Origin of the sequence: Galbibacter sp., from assembly GCF_035306585.1 — a bacterium.
GTDB lineage: Bacteria > Bacteroidota > Bacteroidia > Flavobacteriales > Flavobacteriaceae > Galbibacter.
In genome coordinates this window covers 1-18433 of sequence record NZ_DATGNU010000012.1, presented here as the reverse complement: position 1 = coordinate 18433, position 18433 = coordinate 1, and the positions used below count along the sequence as shown (strand labels likewise).

Below are 18433 nucleotides of genomic sequence, written 5' to 3'. Positions count from 1 at the left end.
ATTAATTTGCAATAGAAGTTCTGCTGTTTTCTTGGCGGTATCTTTGTCTAAAACCATGATGCAAATGTATGAAGTTTTTGTTAATGAACATCGGATTATTTTAACCAACAAAATCTCCAAAGAAGAGGGTTTTAAACTCTTTCTGCTAGAAACGGTTGATATTGATGATGTTATAAGACAGCTCAATAAGGGTAAAATAAAATGCGCTCATATCTATTATAAGGATAAATCTGTACTGTTTAAAAAATTCTGTAAAAAGGTGCCATTGGTGGTAGCCGCAGGGGGGTTGGTAGTAAATAAGAATCAAGATACCCTTTTTATATACAGAAATGATAAGTGGGATTTACCAAAGGGTAAGGTTGATAAGGGAGAGGCAATAGAGCGTGCCGCCATTAGAGAAGTGGAAGAAGAAACAGGTGTAAAAGATCTACAAATCGATGCCTTGTTAAAAAAGACCTACCATATTTTTAAAAGAAATGGCACCTATAAATTAAAGGAAACCTATTGGTATTCTATGCACACCGCCTATCAAGGAGCGTTAGTGCCCCAAGAAGATGAGAATATTCTCCTGGCGGAATGGCGTCCAAAGCACCAAATCCCTGAGTTGCTAAATAATTCTTACGAGAATATTAAAGGCTTGTTCTAATAGATCCGCTATGGTATTCTATAGATCGGATACCGCGTGTGGGCTTTTTCATAGTATGGTGACTTTTTATGAATCCAATCCAGTTGAAGATACCAGTTATTGGCAAAGGTGGTGTCGGATCGTCGTTTCGTCTCAAAGGCATTCTTAATTGATGGATTTTTCTCTAAGAATTCATAGGCTACATCTTCCCAAACATATGGTGAGAAGCCTTCTTTCTGTTGTAAAATAGTATCGAAGAAATTCCAGTTAAAAAAGGAATCTACGGCCTCGGGTTCTAAGGTTTCAAGTATGTAGCGAATTCCAGGTTGCTGCGTTGGAACCCTGTAATATGTTCCAGGGAGGATGTGAATTTGCTCTGTGGAGGTTTTTACTTGGGTATTTTTGTGTAAATAATGGCCTTCATATGGGGACTTCGCGGTTTGGTAGTCTTGAATGTGATAAACCGCTACGGTTAATTCCTGTTCGCTTTCTAGGAGTTGCATTTCGATCTGATTAACTTTTATTCGTTCGATGACTTTATCCCATACCGCAGGGATTAAATAAGCCTCCGGGATATTTATTGTCTTGACTGGTTTGTAGGTATCATAATGACGCACGGGTTTTGTAAATGGTTTGCTACGGTCGTATTTAAGTCGGGAGAGGCCAGTTACTTTACTAAGGATGTGCTTTGCTTCAAACCCTTTAAAGTTCATAAGAGTAGCTGTATCTTTTGCAACCTCCCAAGTTATTGGGTAGGTTTTGCCACGCTGAAATTCCTCTTGGCTTTTTGCTCTTACTTGCTTTATTTTTACATAATCCTTTTCTATAAGATCAATCATGCTACTGATAAGTTCATAGGTCCCATAAACGCGCTTATCATAGGATTTCAGCATGTGGGTCTCTACCATCATACCAAGGGTGTTCCAAAGGGTAGTATATCCTGTGGAATATCTAGGGGAGTCAAAAAACTGTGCAAACCCCTTTTCGGGCACTTGATTAAATACATTGACATAAGGCGTCATGTCGAAGTGTTTTTCTTTTAAGGACGCTATTAGAGCTGGTTTTAATTCTTGGTTAAGGTATTTTCCAGTATGGGAGCCCAGTTTATTATGCTGGGTAAATAGATGCGTTAGAATGTATTGATAATCCGCACCATTACTCACATGGTTGTCAATAAATACATCTGGTTGTAATTCGTGGTAGATCGCTGCAAAAGCAAAAGCATTTTTAGAGTCGCTTTTAACAAAATCGCGGTTTAGATCATAATTTTTAGCATTCCCGCGAAATCCGTATTCCATAGGTCCATTTTGGTTGGTTCTACTATGGTTGTTTCGATTCAGGGAACCTCCGATATTATAGATCGGTATGGTTGCTAAAAGGGTATGTTTTGGTGATTTTATTTTTCCCTGGGCGATATCCCTATACAGCATCATGGTGGCATCAATACCATCTGGTTCACCTGGATGGATGCCATTGTTAATTAAAAGAACTCTTTTATGCTTTCTGACCTGATCGATATTAAAATTCTGATCGGGATTTAATAAAACTAAATGTAAGGGGAGCCCTGCGTCCGTGATCCCCTTCTCGATTACTTTAATGGTGGGATATGCTTGTGAGAGACGCTTATAGAAATCAATTACCTGAGTATAAGTGGCTGTTTCTTTAGCATTAGATCGTTCAAATATGGTGGTGAATTCATTGTTTTGGGCAAAAAGACTCCCAAAACAAACCATGGTTAAGGTGATCAGAAAGTATTTTTTCATGTGGTTTTGATAGCGTTTGTTTTCTTATACTTTTCCCTATAGTAAATAGCATGTTCGCATACCACTTTTTACGCAAAGGCAGAAATAAGCATTCAAACTTAGTAAAAAACCTAGAATGTTTTATTGCGATGAGGTATTAAATAGGACTCTAAAGTTCGTTTGTGGCATATTCTTGAGCCAAGGCGATTAACTTGTCCTTGTTAATGGGTTTTATCAGATGTTTCACTAGGAAGGGAAATTTTTTGTTATAAGCCTTTACCTTTTTAGCATCCGAGGGATTGATGGAGGAGGTCATCACATAGATAACAATTTTGGTGCTTAAGTTTAATTTACTGTACGCATCCATGAACTCCCAACCATCTACAACAGGCATGTTTAGGTCTAATAAAATTAAAGCTGGTTGATTTTTATTTTCAAGATTGTTGAAAAATTCAAGCGCCTCATGCCCGTTGTGAAAACAATGTACTGTATCTGATATCTTGGTGATTTCTATGAGCTTCTTAACACTGAAAAGAGTGATGGGGTCGTCATCGATTAGATAGATAGCATTAATAGTTCTCATAAAAATAGATTTTAAATTTAGTGCCATGATCCACCTTGCTTTCTACTTCAATTTTTCCTTTCATGGCTTCAATCTGGTTTTTGGTTATAAAAAGACCGATCCCCCTAGCATCTCTGTTTCCGTGAAAGGTCTTGTACATCCCAAATAACTTGTGTCCGTGTTTTTCTAGGTCAATTCCCATACCATTGTCGGCTATAGTGAGAATGGCATACCCTTTGGTGGTTTGATAATCAATTGTTATTTTCGGATAGCGTTTTGGTGATTTGTATTTAATCGCGTTGGTAAATATATTTAATAATATACTTTCTAAATAGGCTTTAACTACATTTATTTGAATATCACCAGGAACATTGATTTCAATTTCTGCGAAGGAACTTTTGGTGAGTTCACTGATATTGGTAAAGGCTTCATCTATTTGGTGGCGCAAATTAACCACTTCGGTCTTAATATTCAAGTTGGTATTAATGGCAATAATCTCATTTAGATTTGCAATAGTCTCCAACATGTTTTTGGAGGCAGTATTGAGCATCTCCATTATTTCAGCTTTTTTAAAGATGTCTTCCTCGATACCAAGAAGTTCAATAAGCATAGAGAAGTTGGAAGCATGGGAGCGTAAATTGTGCGAAACAATATGAGCAAAATTAAGTAGACGGTTGTTCTGCTCGCTCGCTACATTAATTAGCTCTAAGAGTTCAGCTTCCTTTTCTTGTAACTGGGTAATGTCTTGGACCACAGACCAGATGAGTTTTTTGCCATCGTGATTGGTAATGAGCACTCTAGTGATTAAGGAAGCTACAAGGGCCCCACTTTTGTGAAGGTACTCTCCTTGGTAAGGACCATAAATGCCATCTTCCAAAACCGCCTTTAAAACTCGTAATTCTTTTGTTTTATCCCCCTTTGGAATCACATCGGGATGGGTCAACTCATGGAGCTCTTTTTCATTGTATCCAATACTTCTTTTAAAGGATCCATTCATCTCAATGAATTCTCCTGACATCGCGTCATTCAACACCAATCCAGTGGGAGAGTGCTCTAAGAGCATACGATGCAACTTCTCGCTCTCACTTAGCTTTTCTCTAGCCTCTACCATTTCTTGGATCAGACGGCCTTCAGAGATTAAAAAGATTACGCGTTTATTGTCATCCAATACTGGTTTTAAAGAGAAGTCAATATAGGTAGGGACTAAATCCTTGTCTAAAATTTTAGCTTCATAGCGCACAAATTTTCCTTGGGCTGCCTTAGCGATATTCTTGCGAAGTTTACGCCGTTCCTTTTTTGAACTTTGCCACCAGTAGGTATCCCAAAAATATTTATTCTGTACATCCTCTATACCCACACCAGCGAATTGTAATGCTGGCTCATTCACATCTATAAGACGTCCCTTGAGGTTTAAAAAGCCAGTAAACTGAAAAGTTGAATTAAAAATACTGGTAAATAAGCGCTTGTTTTCAAGCATGGATCGCTTGGTACTTTTTAATTGCTTTTCCTGAAGGGCAATTTTAAGAGCGGTGTTCTTCTGCTTATTTATATCTTGAACTGTCCCGTAAATAGTATTGTAAGGATGATTTTGGACTTTTTCTCCCATAAATAGAATCCACTTTTCTTTACCACTTTGGGTAGTAATCTGTAATTCTAGTTCAAATCGATCTCCAGTGGTGAGCACCTGATTAATTGCCTCAAGTGCTTGGTCGAGATGGGGCCCTGATTTGAAAAATAGAAAACTATCCTGCAAGGTAGGCGTATAATCCTGGTCGACTTCATAAATGGATTTAGTGGTTGCTGACCATAGTAATAGGTCGTTTTCAATATCATACTGCCAGGATCCTACTTGTGCATTTTTTTCTAGAAGATTTCGAAAGTATTGATGGTTCTGATGCTCCTTTAGATGTGTTATATCTTGTAAGTTAATAACAATTTGTTCTGGGGTGTCATAGATTTGATATGCGATCCATTTAAGGTCTCCTTGGCTGCTTAGATAGGAGTCTTGCCCATTTAAAACTTGACCAGTGGAAAAGGCCAGAAGTGCCTTTCGGGTTTGCTCCAATGAAGGGGGGAGGATCTCACCAAAGTGAACTCCTTTGTCAGGTACCTTTATAGGATGTTTGAATAAAACATTCCAGCCTCTTGAGGTTATAAGGAGCTCTTTGTTTTTGTTGAGCACTGCCATTGGGGTTGGGCAATGTTCAACCAAGGGTAGGTTAGTCATATAGTAAGTAGGTTTATCTCTTATTTAGGGTTTGTTTTAAAATTTACGGTAGCTGGGACAAGGCTGGTATAATCACCATTGTTTCGTATTACATCGCGGACGATAGAGGAGGAAATATAACTTTTTCCAGATGAGGTAAGCAAGAATACGGTTTCTATTTCCGATAATTTTCTATTGGTATGAGCGATGGCTTTTTCGAATTCAAAATCTCCTGGGTTGCGTAATCCGCGAAGGATAAACTGCGCGCCTATTTCTTTGCAAAAATCAACCGTTAAACCTTCATATGTCATTACTTTGATTTTAGGCTCGTCTTTAAACGCTTTTTCAATAAACTCCTTACGTTGCTCTAAGGAGAACATATATTTTTTCTCTGCATTAATGCCGATCGCAATAACCACTTGGTCAAAAAGCGTAATACCACGGGTAATAATATCGTAGTGTCCTAAGGTAATGGGATCAAAGGATCCTGGGAAAATGGCCTTACGCATCTTGGGCTAAATTTATAAGTTAAAGTGTAAATATAGCAAATTAGAACTTTCTTTCCATTTTTAAAGCTTCCTCTACAGCATTGCCAAATAAATCAGCTAAAGAAATACCAGCTTTTTCTGCTTGTTGTGGTAAAATACTTTCTGCAGTAAGCCCGGGTATGGTATTCATTTCTAGTAAGTATGGGTACCCATCTACGAAAATAAATTCACTTCGACTAAATCCTTGCATATTTAGAATCTCATAGATATTTTTTGCAATTTCAGAAACCGTATTGGTCATTTGCTCGCTAATTCTAGCGGGTGTGATTTCTTGAGATTTTCCTTCGTATTTTGCCTGGTAGTCAAAAAAGTCATTTTCGGAGACGATTTCAGTGATGGGTAAAACTTTTACCTGACCTTGATAGCGTATCACTCCAACAGAAACTTCTGTACCATCCAAAAAAGATTCAATAATGATTTCATCATCTTCTTTTAGGGATACTTCAATGGCTTGCTTTAACGCTTCCTCTTTATAGACCTTGGTTACTCCAAAACTTGAACCGGCTTTATTGGCCTTTACAAAACAAGGGAGGCCTACTTTCTGGCAAATAAGCTTGGTGTCGATATCTTGGCCTTTGTTCAGGTAAAAGGATACAGCAGATTTAATTCCAAAGGGTTTAAGTGTGGCCAGTAAATCTCTTTTGTTAAAAGTAAGAGCCGCTTGGTACATAGGGCAAGAAGTATGAGGGATATTGAGCATGGCTAAATAGCCCTGAAGATGACCATCCTCTCCAGGGGTTCCATGAATGGCATTAAATATACAATCAAAGGTGATGGTTTTGTTATCCTTGGTCACTGTGAAGTCCCCTCTGTTGATTGGATATTCTGTACCATCTATAATACAAACCCATTTGTCCCTTAAAATGTGCAAAGGATAAATCTCATACTTCTCCTTATTTAGGTGCTCACAAACCACCTGTCCGCTTTTTAACGAAATTTGATATTCGGAAGAGTACCCTCCCATGGCTATCCCTATATTTTTCTTCATTGTATTTTGGAGTTAATAAAGGTGTAAAGTTACTTAAATTGTACCTTATTTAAGGTGTTAAATTCATTCTTCGATTGAAAATTATTCGATGGGTTGGAATGTCCTTAAAACTGTTTAAATTATACTTTGGTCTCCTATACCACCGCTGTTATTCTGCAATAATGGGATTTGTTTATGAGCTGAGCTTAAATATAATTATCCGATTTTTGGTATGGGACTATTACTTTATTGTTTGATCTTCTGTAATCCTAATGTGATTTTAGATTCCCAGTTGCAGAATTTAGGGAAAATGTATAAAATTAGCTTGGGTTGTAAATACTAATCTAACTAGAAATTAGTTGTATATTTGTCACCGTTATTAACACAAAAAGTTGTTATTGCGCCGTGTAATAATGAACTTAAGCGCTCATTATCAACTGGCTGTAAAACGAGTTACAACCCATTGGGTGATGTAAGTTTTAATAACGCATAATTGAATGCAACCTGGATTAAGCGGTAGTATTTCCTAAAAACATACTAGATGAGCCTAATAAAATTTTTGACCAGCAAAACCTTTTTGAAGCAGATTATATTGGCCATTGTGGCTCTGATTGTCTTGGTGCTTTTGGCCTTGCAAATTCTAAAAATAATGACCAACCACGGTGAATTTGTAACAGTACCAGATTTATCTAAGAAATCACTCAGAGAAGTAGAGGAGACTTTGGATAAGATGAACCTTCAATATATTGTGCTGGATTCAACGAACTACAACCCTGATTATCCTACTTATTCGGTCATAGAGCAAAATCCTAAGGCCGATAAGGAAGTAAAAGAAGGGAGAAAAATATATTTGACCATTAATCCTTCTGGATACCGGAAGGTTAGTGTTCCTAACGTTATTCAAGTGACTCGAAGAAATGCAGAATCCATGCTAAAGGCCGTAGGTCTTAATATTGGAAAAGTTACCTATATCAATGAAATCGGGAAAGACATGGTGTACTATGTCCGATATGAAAATGAGAATATACTCCCAGGTTTCCAATTGCCTAAAACTACAGAAGTGGAATTGGTCTGTGGAAATGGGAACAAGGCTGGAGTTGTTGTTGAATAACCAAAAAGGGAATACATGTTAGAATATCAACAAGAGGATTTCGATCAGCAAGACGACCTTTATGAACATTATAGTTTTACCGCAGGAAAAGGGCAAGAGCCTTTAAGAGTGGATAAATTCTTAATGAACTTTATTGAGAATGCTACTCGAAATAAAATACAACAAGCTGCCAAAGCAGGCAATATTTATGTCAATGGACAAGCAGTAAAATCCAATCATAAAGTCAAGGCAAATGATCAGGTCAAAGTGCTATTTGAACATCCCCCTCATGAGTATTTACTTACTCCAGAGGATATTCCCCTGGATATTGTGTATGAAGATCAGGAGCTTTTAGTGGTCAATAAACCAGCAGGGATGGTAGTGCACCCAGGGCATGGAAATTACGCTGGTACACTTATAAATGCACTCATTTTTCATTTTGATAATCTGCCATTAAATAATAATGAACGACCTGGACTGGTTCATCGTATTGATAAAGATACGAGTGGGTTATTGGTAGTAGCTAAGACTGAGAATGCCTTAAGCCACCTCTCTAAACAGTTCTTCCATAAGACAAGCGAACGCGAATATTTAGCTCTGGTGTGGGGAGATGTAAAGGAAGATGAAGGAATTGTAGAAGGTCACATTGCCAGACATCCAAAAAACAGGCTACAGATGGCTGTTTTTCCAGAGGGTGATCAAGGAAAAGAAGCCGTAACGCATTATAAGGTTTTAGAACGTTTTGGATATGTGACACTTGTTTCTTGTAGATTGGAAACTGGTAGGACACACCAAATACGTGTCCATATGAAATTTGCGGGCCATCCTTTGTTCAACGATGAGCGCTACGGAGGAGACAAGATTTTAAAGGGAACTACATTTACCAAATACAAACAATTTGTAGAAAACTGTTTTTCCATCCTGCCACGGCAAGCATTGCACGCTAAGACCTTAGGGTTTGAACATCCTGTAAGCGGTAAGTTTCTTAGGTTCGACACCCCACTTCCTGAGGATATGGAACAATGTATTGAGAAATGGCGTCAATATGCCAAACACCAAGTGCGGTAATGGTATAAATAAAAGTTATTAGACTATCAAAAACAGTGGTCGTTTTAAATAGTTATTTTCTATTGAAGATTGTATGTTTGTTAGTGTAAAATCACAGTACCATGAAAATTGTAATATCACCAGCAAAATCGCTTGACTTTGAAAGTCCACTTCCTGTAAAAGATTATACACAACCTGAGTTTTTAGTAGAGTCACAGAAGTTAAATACAATTCTTCAGAAGAAGACACCGAAGAAACTCTCTGACCTAATGGGTATTTCTGCTAATCTTGCGGAGTTAAACTGGAAAAGAAATCAAGATTTTAAGATTCCCTTTACTCCAGAGAATGCACGCCAAGCGGTCTTTGCTTTTAATGGAGATGTCTATAGCGGATTGGACGCCTATAGTTTGGACAAGGATAAAATTGCTGTTCTACAACAACGGCTTCGAATACTAAGTGGTTTATACGGTGTACTTAAACCTCTTGATTTAATACAGCCTTATCGGCTAGAGATGGGAACTAAACTCACCGTGGGTTCCCATAAGGATCTTTATGGTTTTTGGAAGAAAAAAATTACCGCCAAGCTCAATGAAGAATTAGAAGCGGATGAGCTGTTTATCAATTTGGCTAGTAATGAATATTTTGGAGCGATCGATCAGAAAATTTTAAAGGTTCCTGTAATTACACCTATATTCAAAGATTGGAAAAATGGCAAGCTCAAGGTAATTAGTTTCTTTGCTAAAAAGGCTAGAGGAGCCATGGTGCGATACATTGTGGATACCAACGCGCAGCGTTTGGAAGATATTAAAGGGTTTGATATAGATGGATACCAGTATAGTGAACAGTTTACCCAGAAGGAAGACCAGCCTGTTTTTGTGAGGTAATCACCAAATTTTTACACATAATTGCCTTAGCCTAGACTGATTACTTGCCTAGGCTAAGGCAATTTCTAATAGTGCATTAAATTACTTTTTGGTATCTACACTGACCTTTTCTTCAACCGGTGGTCTTTTTTTAATTTTTTTACGTCGGCGTACACCATAGCTGCCACGACTAATTTTACCTCTTCTTGTTTTTACATCTCCTTTTCCCATATATTTATTTAAATTTTTAATTATCTCAAGTTAAGCAATTTAGAAGTGTAAATCAAGTATTGATTAGGTTAACTAGGGGAATTTGTTTTCAATAAAAGGGTTTACTCCACCCTCTTGGTACATGTGGATACTTTTGACAACCATTTAACCCTGCCTATTTGTTAGTTTTTAATTATTTTGAATATAATTTCACCATATTTTGCCGATAACTATAAAACTTTAAGAATTTCTTTTAATTATTCTCTAAACGGTAGGGAGAATGCTACCAACAACTCACAAGCATATATGAACAACATTGGACGCCATAAAACCAGCTTAGAGTGCGGTAGAGAAGACTTATTTTATTTCTATTTGACTTTCAATGTATTAGTTCTATTTTATTAAAAAACGACGTTTGAGAAATTTCAAGTGGTCGTCTTTGATATTAGGTAATTTGCTTCAAAATAAGTACTTTAGTGAACATGAGTAATTACCACATAAAACATTTAGAAGAGTATTTTCAAGTTTATAGAAAATCAGTTCGCGACCCTGAGAGTTTCTGGGGAGAAGTCGCAGAGGAACATTTTGTCTGGAGAAAGAAATGGGACCATGTCCTAAAATGGGATTTTAACAAACCAGAGATCAAATGGTTTGAGGGCGGAAAGCTCAACATAACCGAAAACTGTATTGATCGTCATCTTACAACCCGTGGGGATAAACCAGCTATTATTTGGGAACCAAATGATTCAAGCCAGCCCGCAGTGCATATCACCTATAGGAATTTGCATGAACGTGTTTGTAAATTTGCCAACGTTTTAAAATCGAAAGGCATTGGAAAAGGGGATCGGGTATGCATTTATTTACCGATGATTCCAGAGTTAACTATCGCTATTTTGGCATGTGCTAGAATTGGCGCAATCCATTCGGTGGTTTTCGCAGGTTTTTCTTCCACCGCACTTTCTACCAGAATTAATGATTCTGACTGTAAATTGTTAATCACAGCTGATGGTTCATTCAGAGGTAAAAAATCTATTGATCTTAAAGGAATCGTAGATGAAGCCTTGGTGAAGTGTGAATCTATTAAGTCTGTTTTGGTTGCCAAAAGAACCCATGAGGATATTCCAATGAAAGAAGGGCGTGATGAGTGGTTGCAACCACTTCTTGATGCAGCCTCTAAGGATTGCGAGCCTGAAATTATGGATGCTGAGGATCCTTTATTTATCTTATATACCTCTGGTTCTACCGGTAAACCTAAGGGGATGGTCCACACCATAGGAGGCTATATGGTATTTACGGCCTTTACTTTTAAAAATATATTTCAGTATCGTGAAAATGATATCTTCTGGTGTACAGCCGACATAGGCTGGATAACGGGACACAGTTATATCATTTACGGACCATTGGCCAATGGTGCTACTTCCATTATGTTTGAAGGTGTACCTTCGTATCCAGATTTTGGTAGATTCTGGGAAGTTGTCGAAAAACATAGAGTTACCCAGTTTTATACAGCTCCGACGGCCATTAGAGCATTGGCCAAAAGAAGCACAGAATTTGCTACCAAGTATGACTTGACCTCATTGAAGGTTTTAGGTTCGGTAGGCGAGCCGATCAATGAGGAGGCATGGCATTGGTATAACGATATTATTGGAAAAGGAAAATGTCCCATTGTAGATACCTGGTGGCAAACAGAAACAGGTGGGATAATGCTTTCTCCAATACCTTATGTAACTCCTACTATTCCAACCTACGCTACCTTACCACTACCTGGTGTTCAACCAGCATTGCTGGATGATGATGGTGTGGAGATAAAAGGAAATCTTGTCAGTGGTAGGTTATGTATGAAATTTCCTTGGCCAGGTATGGCGAGAACAATTTGGAATGATCACAAACGTTATAAAGAAACATATTTCTCCACCTATGAGAATATGTATTTTAGTGGAGACGGTGCCTTTAGGGACGCCGTAGGCTATTACCGTATCACTGGAAGGGTTGATGATGTGGTTATTGTGTCTGGGCACAATTTGGGAACTGCGCCTATTGAAGATGCGATCAACCAGCACCCTGCCGTCGCGGAATCTGCTATTGTCGGATTTCCACATGAAATAAAAGGGAACGCCTTATATGGTTTTGTCATTCTAAAAGAAGTTGGTGAAACCAGAGATCGGGAAAACGTCCGCAATGAAATTAATCAACAAATAGTCGATCATATTGGACCGATTGCAAAATTGGAGAAAATTCAATTTGTAAGTGGGCTTCCAAAAACAAGAAGTGGTAAGATTATGCGAAGAATATTACGTAAGATAGCCTCAAATGAGCTCAATAATTTAGGTGATACCAGTACCTTGTTGAATCCAGAGATTGTTGATCATGTGATCAAAAACAGAATTGACTAGTTCCTTAGAAGGATTTAATAGAAAAAAATATCAGAACAGAGGATTGTCTTTGTTCTGATATTTTTTTGTTCGAATTATTTTTTGATTACCTGTTTAGCCTAATTAAATCTTTTAAACGGCCATTCTTTTGGTTGCTTACTCTTGAAACGATTTTTAAAAATGCGATCGCTGTGATAAAGGCATCTCCAGTAGCAGTATGTCGGTCTTTTAACGATATATTCAAGTTTTCAGCCAGTTCATCCAAGGAATAATTGCGTTCCTTGTCAATAAGATTAGAGTTTATTCTACTTGCCCTATAAAGCAGCATGGTATCCAAAGTTTTATTCTTTAGCTTTGGTAATCCCATTCTGTATAAAACCTTATTAACCATTCCAACATCAAAGGCGATGTGATGAGCAACTAGAACTGAATTTCCGATATATTCCAGGAATTCAACGACAGCGGCTTCTTCGGTTGTATCTGGATTAAGGTCGTTTCTGATAATGCCGTGAATGGCTACAGTTTCTGGATTAAAGGTACTCTGGTTAATATACCGTTCAAAAACCTTGGACACTTCGATTGTTTTTCCCTTTATTTTTAACGCTCCAATACTTAGGATCCGATCATTTTTAAGATTTAGGCCAGTTGTTTCCGTATCAAAAACTACAAATGTATTCTCCTCAATAGTCTCTGGAGAGCTCGTTTTAAATGCGTCTTGATAGTCTCTCCAGAATTTTGGATACGCTTTCTTTTTTTTGAATAGTGAGAACATGGCCATTAAATGAAACTTGAAACTTTAAATCGTAATTTGATTAATTCTTGTACCTCGCTGATGGTTTTAAAGCAGCGTTTGAGTTTAATGCGCTCTTCTTTTGAAAGTGTGTTTAGCGCAATGAATCGACCAGTGTCCTTATGCATTAACCCTTGTTTGGTTCTAAATTTTAATAAGGCTTTTGCAGCATAGGAACAAGAGAGGTAGAGTTCACTGTTTTGGGGTTCTATGGAGGCTAATTTTTCAAATCGCTCTGCGGTATTGTTGATGTTTTTTATTTTGTGCTGTAGAATTAATACACGGCCAGCATCAGTAATGGGCATTAAAGCTCTTTTTTTAAGGTCGAAAAAATCTTTGTGTTCTCCGTTTCTTTCTATTAGAAATTGGCGGAAGAAGCCCAGCGGAGATGGACTTCGAAGAGAAACAGATGCCATGGCTGCTAGGAATATTTGATTGTTTTCACACATGTGGAAAATGTGATCAGCCAGCTGATTGGTCAGATGAACATCCCCATAGGAGATGTCGTAATCAAAGAATATAGAACACAATAAGATATCTTCATTCTCTGGGTTGACCATCCAGTTCTCAAATTGTTCTTTCCATTGCCTTAAAGGAAGACACCATCTTGGATTTCTAGCCATCATATCGGCAGGACAGTAATCAAATCCAATAGTATATAGGCTTTTGTTAACGATTTTGGCAAGTTTGATGAAATAGGATTTGGTCGTATCGAGCTGACTCTCGCAAACGTCCTCAAAGATAATAGCGTTATCTTGATCAGTGTGGAGTAACTGTTCTTTCCTGCCTTGACTTCCAAGTGACATCCAGGCAAACTTTACTGGAGGTTGCTCACCCATTTTCTCCAAACTTCGCTCGATAACTCTTTTAATGGTCGCATCATTGAGTTCAAAAATTATTTTAGAGACATGTGTCATTGGGATGTTTTGCCGAATATAGCCACTTAATAAGTGCATAACCCGCTCGCGAATGGCTCTAAGGGATTTACTCTTGTTTGCTCGTTTGATGGCCTTTATAAGTGCCGCGGGATTGTTTCCTTGACTTACGATTATATCGTGTTCGGACACAATTCCTATAGCCTTGGTGTTTGGGGTTCCATCCTTGGTAAGACATAAGTGACTTATTTTATGTTTTATCATGGCGACTTGCGCCTGAGCAATTGTAATTCCTTTTTGATAGCAAATCACAGGAGAGGTCATGATTTTTTCAACCGATATATCAATTGGGAATTTACCAATAGCAATGGTGTTTCTGATATCCTTATCAGTAACAATTCCTACTGGGATTTGATTCTCAAGCACCAGTATAGAGCCGACCTTCTTTTCAGACATCATTTTAGCTACCTCGTACACGGGATCTTCTTTGCGACAGCTAATGAGGTTTTTAACGAATTTAACTGGCTGAAGTTCGAAAAGCTCTGGGGTGATTTCCTCCGGCCCCTGTTCTTCTGTGAAGAGTTTACCTCTGTGCTCTCTGGAATACGGGTTTCTGGTATTGGAAGCAAAACTTTCAATTAAAAACTGCCCAACTCTGTAATTTCTTTTGATTAACGGTTTGAAAATTTCAATAGGAATACCATATAATACAGATTCTTCCTCGACTACGGCGCTGATTTTATAATTTTCATGGGCAAAAAGCGGACGCAATCCGAAGGCATCCCCTTCGTCACATTTATCCAGGGTCTTTACTTGCTCATTTTCTGTTTTCTCAATGGCTATGGCACCTTTATGAACTACGTAAAATAGTTCATGACCTTGGGTTCCTTGCTCAAAAACATATTCGCCCTTTTGTTTGTATAGGACCTTTACCTGCTGAGATATCTCTAGTAATTGGTTAGGCTTTAACAGGTCAAAAGGAGGGTAGCGCTTTAAAAAGTCTGCAATACGTTCGGCTATCGTGTTTCTCATAAACAATTTTAATTGTTTTACTAAGGTACAGAAAAAGCCTCTGAAATTCAGAGGCTTTTGTGTGGATTATAATGTCTGTCTTCTAATGGCAGAAATCACCAAATCTACATAGTCTGGTGGATGAGGTACATAGGATTTTAAAAGTGAAAAATCTTTCAGTGATTCTAAGTAGATGTTGATATCAATTAATTTTATCGCCGCCACCTCTGAAGTTTGAATCGTTAATTCACTTACTGGTACCTTTAATTCTGTCAAATAAATATGGTTGAACTCACAATCTATAAGATCTTTGTTATGGATTACTGTAGATCGGTACTGTCCAATTTTATACAGATCGGACTCTTGTAACCTTAGGCCAATTTCTTCACTGGTTTCTCTAATAGCAGTTGTAAGGGGATCTTCTCCTGCGCTAATATGGCCTGCAACTGAAACGTCCCATTTGTTTGGATAGGTTTGTTTATCATTGGCTCTTTTTTGAATTAAAATTTCTCCATGTCGGTTATAAACCCAAACATGTACTGTAGCGTGAAATAACCCCTTTTTGTGGGCTTCCGATTTTAGCATGCTACTTCCAGTGAAATTACCTTGCTTATCAAGTATGTCTACTAATTCATCCAAAAAGTATTATTTAAAATAACTGAAGTTTTCGTTGTTTTTGATCTTTAATAAAGATTCGTAAATAAGCCGAATTACATTTTCCACATCATCTTTATGAACCATCTCTACTGTGGTATGCATATAGCGTAATGGAAGGGAGATAAGCGCTGAGGCGACCCCTCCGTTACTATATGCAAATGCATCCGTGTCGGTTCCTGTAAATCTTGAGGAAGCCATTCGTTGAAAAGGAATTTTCTTTTCCTGAGCTGTTTCTATAATCAATTCTCGAAGTTTATTCTGAACCGCCGGAGCGTATGAAATCACAGGACCTTTCCCGATTTCCGTGTGGCCTTGTTTTTTCTTGTCAATCATAGGCGTAGTGGTATCATGGCATACGTCAGTGACAATGGCTACATTAGGTTTGATAGTTTGAGTGATCATTTCAGCACCTCTGAGTCCGATCTCTTCTTGTACGGAATTAGTGATGTAAAGACCAAAAGGAAGCTTCACTTTGTTCTCGTGAAGTAACCTTGCCACCTCTGCGATCATAAATCCACCTGCGCGGTTGTCAATTGCACGGCAGACGAACTTATTTTTATTCATGATGAAGAATTCATCAGGATAGGTAATAACACATCCTACATGAACTCCCAATTTTTCTACCTCTTCTTTATCTTTAGCGCCTATATCTACGAAAATGTTATCCAGTTTAGGGCTTTCTTCTTTTTCATTAGATCGGGTGTGGATAGCTGGCCATCCAAAAACCCCTTTTACAACCCCATTTTTAGTATGAATGTGCACTACTTTGGAAGGAGCGATTTGATGATCACTACCACCATTACGGATTACATAGATTAGACCGTCGTCCGTGATGTAATTCACATACCAAGATATTTCATCAGAATGTCCTTCTATGACAACTTTGTATTGAGCCTCTGGATTAATTACTCCAACAGCGGTTCCATATGTGTCAGTTATAAAGTCGTCCACGTAGGGCCTTAGGTATTCCATCCAGATTTTTTGGCCTTCGGATTCATAACCCGTAGGTGAAGCATTGTTTAGGTAGTTCTCTAAAAAAGTAAGGGACTTGTCATTCATTATCTTTTTATTTGCCATGGACTTAATTTTTAGTCTACGAAAATACTAATATTCGTACTGATAATTATAAAATCTATGCTAAAATCCAAGGAATGCTAGTGCTGTTGAATATCTTTAGTCTTACTATAGAAATTACTGCAGCGAAAACTAGCGGTGTGGTTGATTTAATTGGTCGCGAAATGGAAATCATATATATCGTTGTATCCTCCAATAGTTCTAATATAGAAAATTGTTGGAAGTTGTCTAAAGGGACTTCTGGTAAAGAAAGTGCGCATGCACGGGTGTAGTAGCATACTATTGTAAGGCTTGGGACGCTTTTGGTTAAAGTTAGGGTATACAATTGCTGTAGTTTGTAACTGGACTCCTATTTGGTCTATTTCTAAAAGGAAAAGTAAAAATTTTAGAAGCAAACTCGAAGGCTGGTCTTTTTGTTCGTTTTGCTTGCTTTTGGAGTATAAGGGCCCGGTATATGGTGTACCGTTGAGATAATGGATCCTGGATACAAGAATCAGATTTGGAATGTTTGTAAATATGTTGGTAAATCACTTAACACTTCAAGTGCAACAATTGAGGTAGTCATATGGATGTTAATACGACTGAACTAATCATTATAGCTGTTCTAGGAGGGATCATACATTGTATCAGAAAATCGAATGGTAGGTACTGCGATCTCACTTACATCGCTTCGGTTTTAAAATCCAATCTATCACCAAGGGTAGTGGGGTAGTTTATTAATATCTCGTTAAATTTGATGGTGATTAGTAATGTAAACTAATTTGTTATTACATTTCGGTGTTGATACGTATTATATATGTACATAAAAAGAAGCTATAAAACGGAATTGAACAAAGGTTGTGAATAGAGGAATATTAACAGCGATTTTGGTGATGACAACTAGTCATATGCTTTGGGCGCAAACCAGGCAAAAGGATACTGTTGAGGTAGCAACAGACTCTGTTGTGAATAACTCAGAGATGTATTACTTCTTTTTTGATGGTGATTCCATCCCTAAAAAGGCTATAGAATTAGCCCCTGTAGTGCTGTCTCAGCCGCTGCGTTTTGCCTCTTATAAAGATAGGGTCCTTTATTCGATCTTAAGAAGGAAAACTAAAAAGGTATATCCTTATTCCAAATTGGCAGCCGAAAGACTGACTGAACTCAATAAACGTTTATCCACCATTGAGAGAAAATCAGACAGACGCAGGTATACTAGAATTATCCAGCGATATATAGAGGACGAGTTTACTGCAGAGCTTAAAAAACTCACAAGAACGGAAGGGCAGATTTTGGTAAAACTCATTCATCGCCAAACAGGGGTGACGACTTTTAATTTGGTTAAGGAACTCAAAAGCGGATGGCGAGCCTTTTGGTATAATACAACAGCCAGTATGTTTGATATTAGTTTAAAAGAAGAATACCTCCCTGAAAGTGTGTTGGAAGATTATTTGATTGAAGATATTTTACAACGTGGATTTGCGGATGGTTCATTAGAAAGACAGCCTTCGGCATTGGATTTCGACTATGCAGCATTGAATAATAAATGGGGGAAGATCTCATTCCCAGATAAATAAGTTGCACGAAACATTTTTTTTACCTATTTTAGTCGTCCTTTTCTAGAAATGTTATGGGGTTCGGAGTCTTTCATGTAGGTGTTTGATCAATTGAATAAGGGTATTTTAAAGCTTGATTGGAGTAATTTCATTTTATTTTGATTTATTTTCGGGTGTAACGACTTGGTATTTAGGGGCATTAAAAATAACTGCAAAATAAAGCTAAAAAAGATTTGGAATAGAGTAAAAATAGTTTCTA

17 protein-coding genes are annotated in these 18433 nt (G+C 37.7%); 7 read left to right on the top strand and 10 right to left on the bottom strand.

The genetic code is table 11. From position 1 onward, the window contains the following. On the top strand, nucleotides 1-646 hold a 646-nt coding region (locus VKY50_RS01850; protein WP_324298264.1), incomplete at its 5' end, for an NUDIX hydrolase. Between the two features lie 8 nt (nucleotides 647-654). Here VKY50_RS01850 and VKY50_RS01845 read toward each other — a convergent pair. From VKY50_RS01845 to VKY50_RS01825, 5 genes are all read right to left on the bottom strand, one after another. Then, nucleotides 655-2388, bottom strand: a complete 1734-nt coding sequence (locus tag VKY50_RS01845) for a M14 family metallopeptidase (RefSeq protein ID WP_324298262.1) — start codon at nucleotides 2386-2388, stop codon at nucleotides 655-657. Between the two features lie 148 nt (nucleotides 2389-2536). Next, nucleotides 2537-2950, bottom strand: a complete 414-nt coding sequence (locus VKY50_RS01840) for a response regulator (RefSeq protein WP_324298260.1) — start codon at nucleotides 2948-2950, stop codon at nucleotides 2537-2539. Next, the gene (locus tag VKY50_RS01835; RefSeq protein WP_324298258.1) at nucleotides 2937-5156 is read right to left on the bottom strand and encodes a sensor histidine kinase; all 2220 of its coding nucleotides are present in this window, start codon (nucleotides 5154-5156) and stop codon (nucleotides 2937-2939) included. The genes VKY50_RS01840 and VKY50_RS01835 overlap by 14 nt, the downstream gene beginning before the upstream one ends. A 20-nt stretch (nucleotides 5157-5176) precedes the next feature. Further along, complete coding sequence (coaD, locus tag VKY50_RS01830) at nucleotides 5177-5644, bottom strand: pantetheine-phosphate adenylyltransferase (protein ID WP_324298256.1); 468 nt, start codon at nucleotides 5642-5644, stop codon at nucleotides 5177-5179. A gap of 40 nt (nucleotides 5645-5684) precedes the next feature. Then, nucleotides 5685-6671, bottom strand: a complete 987-nt coding sequence (locus VKY50_RS01825) for a D-alanine--D-alanine ligase (RefSeq protein ID WP_324298254.1) — start codon at nucleotides 6669-6671, stop codon at nucleotides 5685-5687. Between the two features lie 520 nt (nucleotides 6672-7191). Between VKY50_RS01825 and VKY50_RS01820 the strand changes: the two genes are divergently transcribed. The 3 genes from VKY50_RS01820 to yaaA all read left to right on the top strand — a co-directional run bounded on the left by VKY50_RS01820 (nucleotide 7192) and on the right by yaaA (nucleotide 9671). Continuing rightward, a complete protein-coding gene (locus VKY50_RS01820) occupies nucleotides 7192-7761 on the top strand; it encodes a PASTA domain-containing protein (RefSeq protein WP_324298252.1) in 570 nt (189 codons plus the stop codon). A 15-nt stretch (nucleotides 7762-7776) separates the two neighbouring features. Continuing rightward, nucleotides 7777-8808 carry an RluA family pseudouridine synthase gene (locus tag VKY50_RS01815; protein WP_324298250.1) on the top strand — a complete coding sequence of 344 codons (1032 nt, stop codon included), beginning with the start codon at nucleotides 7777-7779 and terminating at the stop codon, nucleotides 8806-8808. 101 nt (nucleotides 8809-8909) lie between these two features. Further along, nucleotides 8910-9671, top strand: a complete 762-nt coding sequence (gene yaaA, locus VKY50_RS01810; protein WP_324298249.1) for a peroxide stress protein YaaA — start codon at nucleotides 8910-8912, stop codon at nucleotides 9669-9671. A gap of 81 nt (nucleotides 9672-9752) precedes the next feature. Here the strand turns inward: yaaA and VKY50_RS01805 are convergent, their stop codons facing one another. Beyond that, nucleotides 9753-9881, bottom strand: coding sequence for a 30S ribosomal protein THX (locus VKY50_RS01805; protein WP_008990968.1), 129 nt, complete (start codon nucleotides 9879-9881; stop codon nucleotides 9753-9755). A gap of 461 nt (nucleotides 9882-10342) precedes the next feature. Between VKY50_RS01805 and acs the strand changes: the two genes are divergently transcribed. After that, entirely contained in the window at nucleotides 10343-12253 is a 1911-nt protein-coding gene (gene acs, locus VKY50_RS01800) for an acetate--CoA ligase (RefSeq protein ID WP_324298245.1), read from the top strand. A gap of 85 nt (nucleotides 12254-12338) precedes the next feature. Here the strand turns inward: acs and VKY50_RS01795 are convergent, their stop codons facing one another. The 4 genes from VKY50_RS01795 to VKY50_RS01780 form a co-directional block, all read right to left on the bottom strand. Further along, entirely contained in the window at nucleotides 12339-13004 is a 666-nt protein-coding gene (locus VKY50_RS01795) for a 3'-5' exonuclease (RefSeq protein ID WP_324298243.1), read from the bottom strand. Nucleotides 13005-13009: 5 nt separating this feature from the next. Next, on the bottom strand, nucleotides 13010-14929 hold the full coding sequence (locus VKY50_RS01790; protein ID WP_324298241.1) for a DUF294 nucleotidyltransferase-like domain-containing protein: 1920 nt from the start codon (nucleotides 14927-14929) through the stop codon (nucleotides 13010-13012). Between the two features lie 66 nt (nucleotides 14930-14995). Continuing rightward, nucleotides 14996-15547 (bottom strand): NUDIX hydrolase, encoded by a 552-nt coding sequence (locus tag VKY50_RS01785; RefSeq protein ID WP_324298239.1) that lies wholly within the window; start codon nucleotides 15545-15547, stop codon nucleotides 14996-14998. A gap of 6 nt (nucleotides 15548-15553) precedes the next feature. Continuing rightward, nucleotides 15554-16642 carry a M42 family metallopeptidase gene (locus VKY50_RS01780; protein ID WP_324298237.1) on the bottom strand — a complete coding sequence of 363 codons (1089 nt, stop codon included), beginning with the start codon at nucleotides 16640-16642 and terminating at the stop codon, nucleotides 15554-15556. Between the two features lie 74 nt (nucleotides 16643-16716). On the opposite strand from VKY50_RS01780, the gene VKY50_RS01775 reads away from it, so the two are divergent. After that, entirely contained in the window at nucleotides 16717-16911 is a 195-nt protein-coding gene (locus VKY50_RS01775; RefSeq protein WP_324298235.1) for a hypothetical protein, read from the top strand. A 567-nt stretch (nucleotides 16912-17478) separates the two neighbouring features. After that, nucleotides 17479-18195, top strand: coding sequence for a DUF4294 domain-containing protein (locus tag VKY50_RS01770; RefSeq protein ID WP_324298233.1), 717 nt, complete (start codon nucleotides 17479-17481; stop codon nucleotides 18193-18195). The last annotated feature ends 238 nt before the right edge of the window (nucleotides 18196-18433 follow it).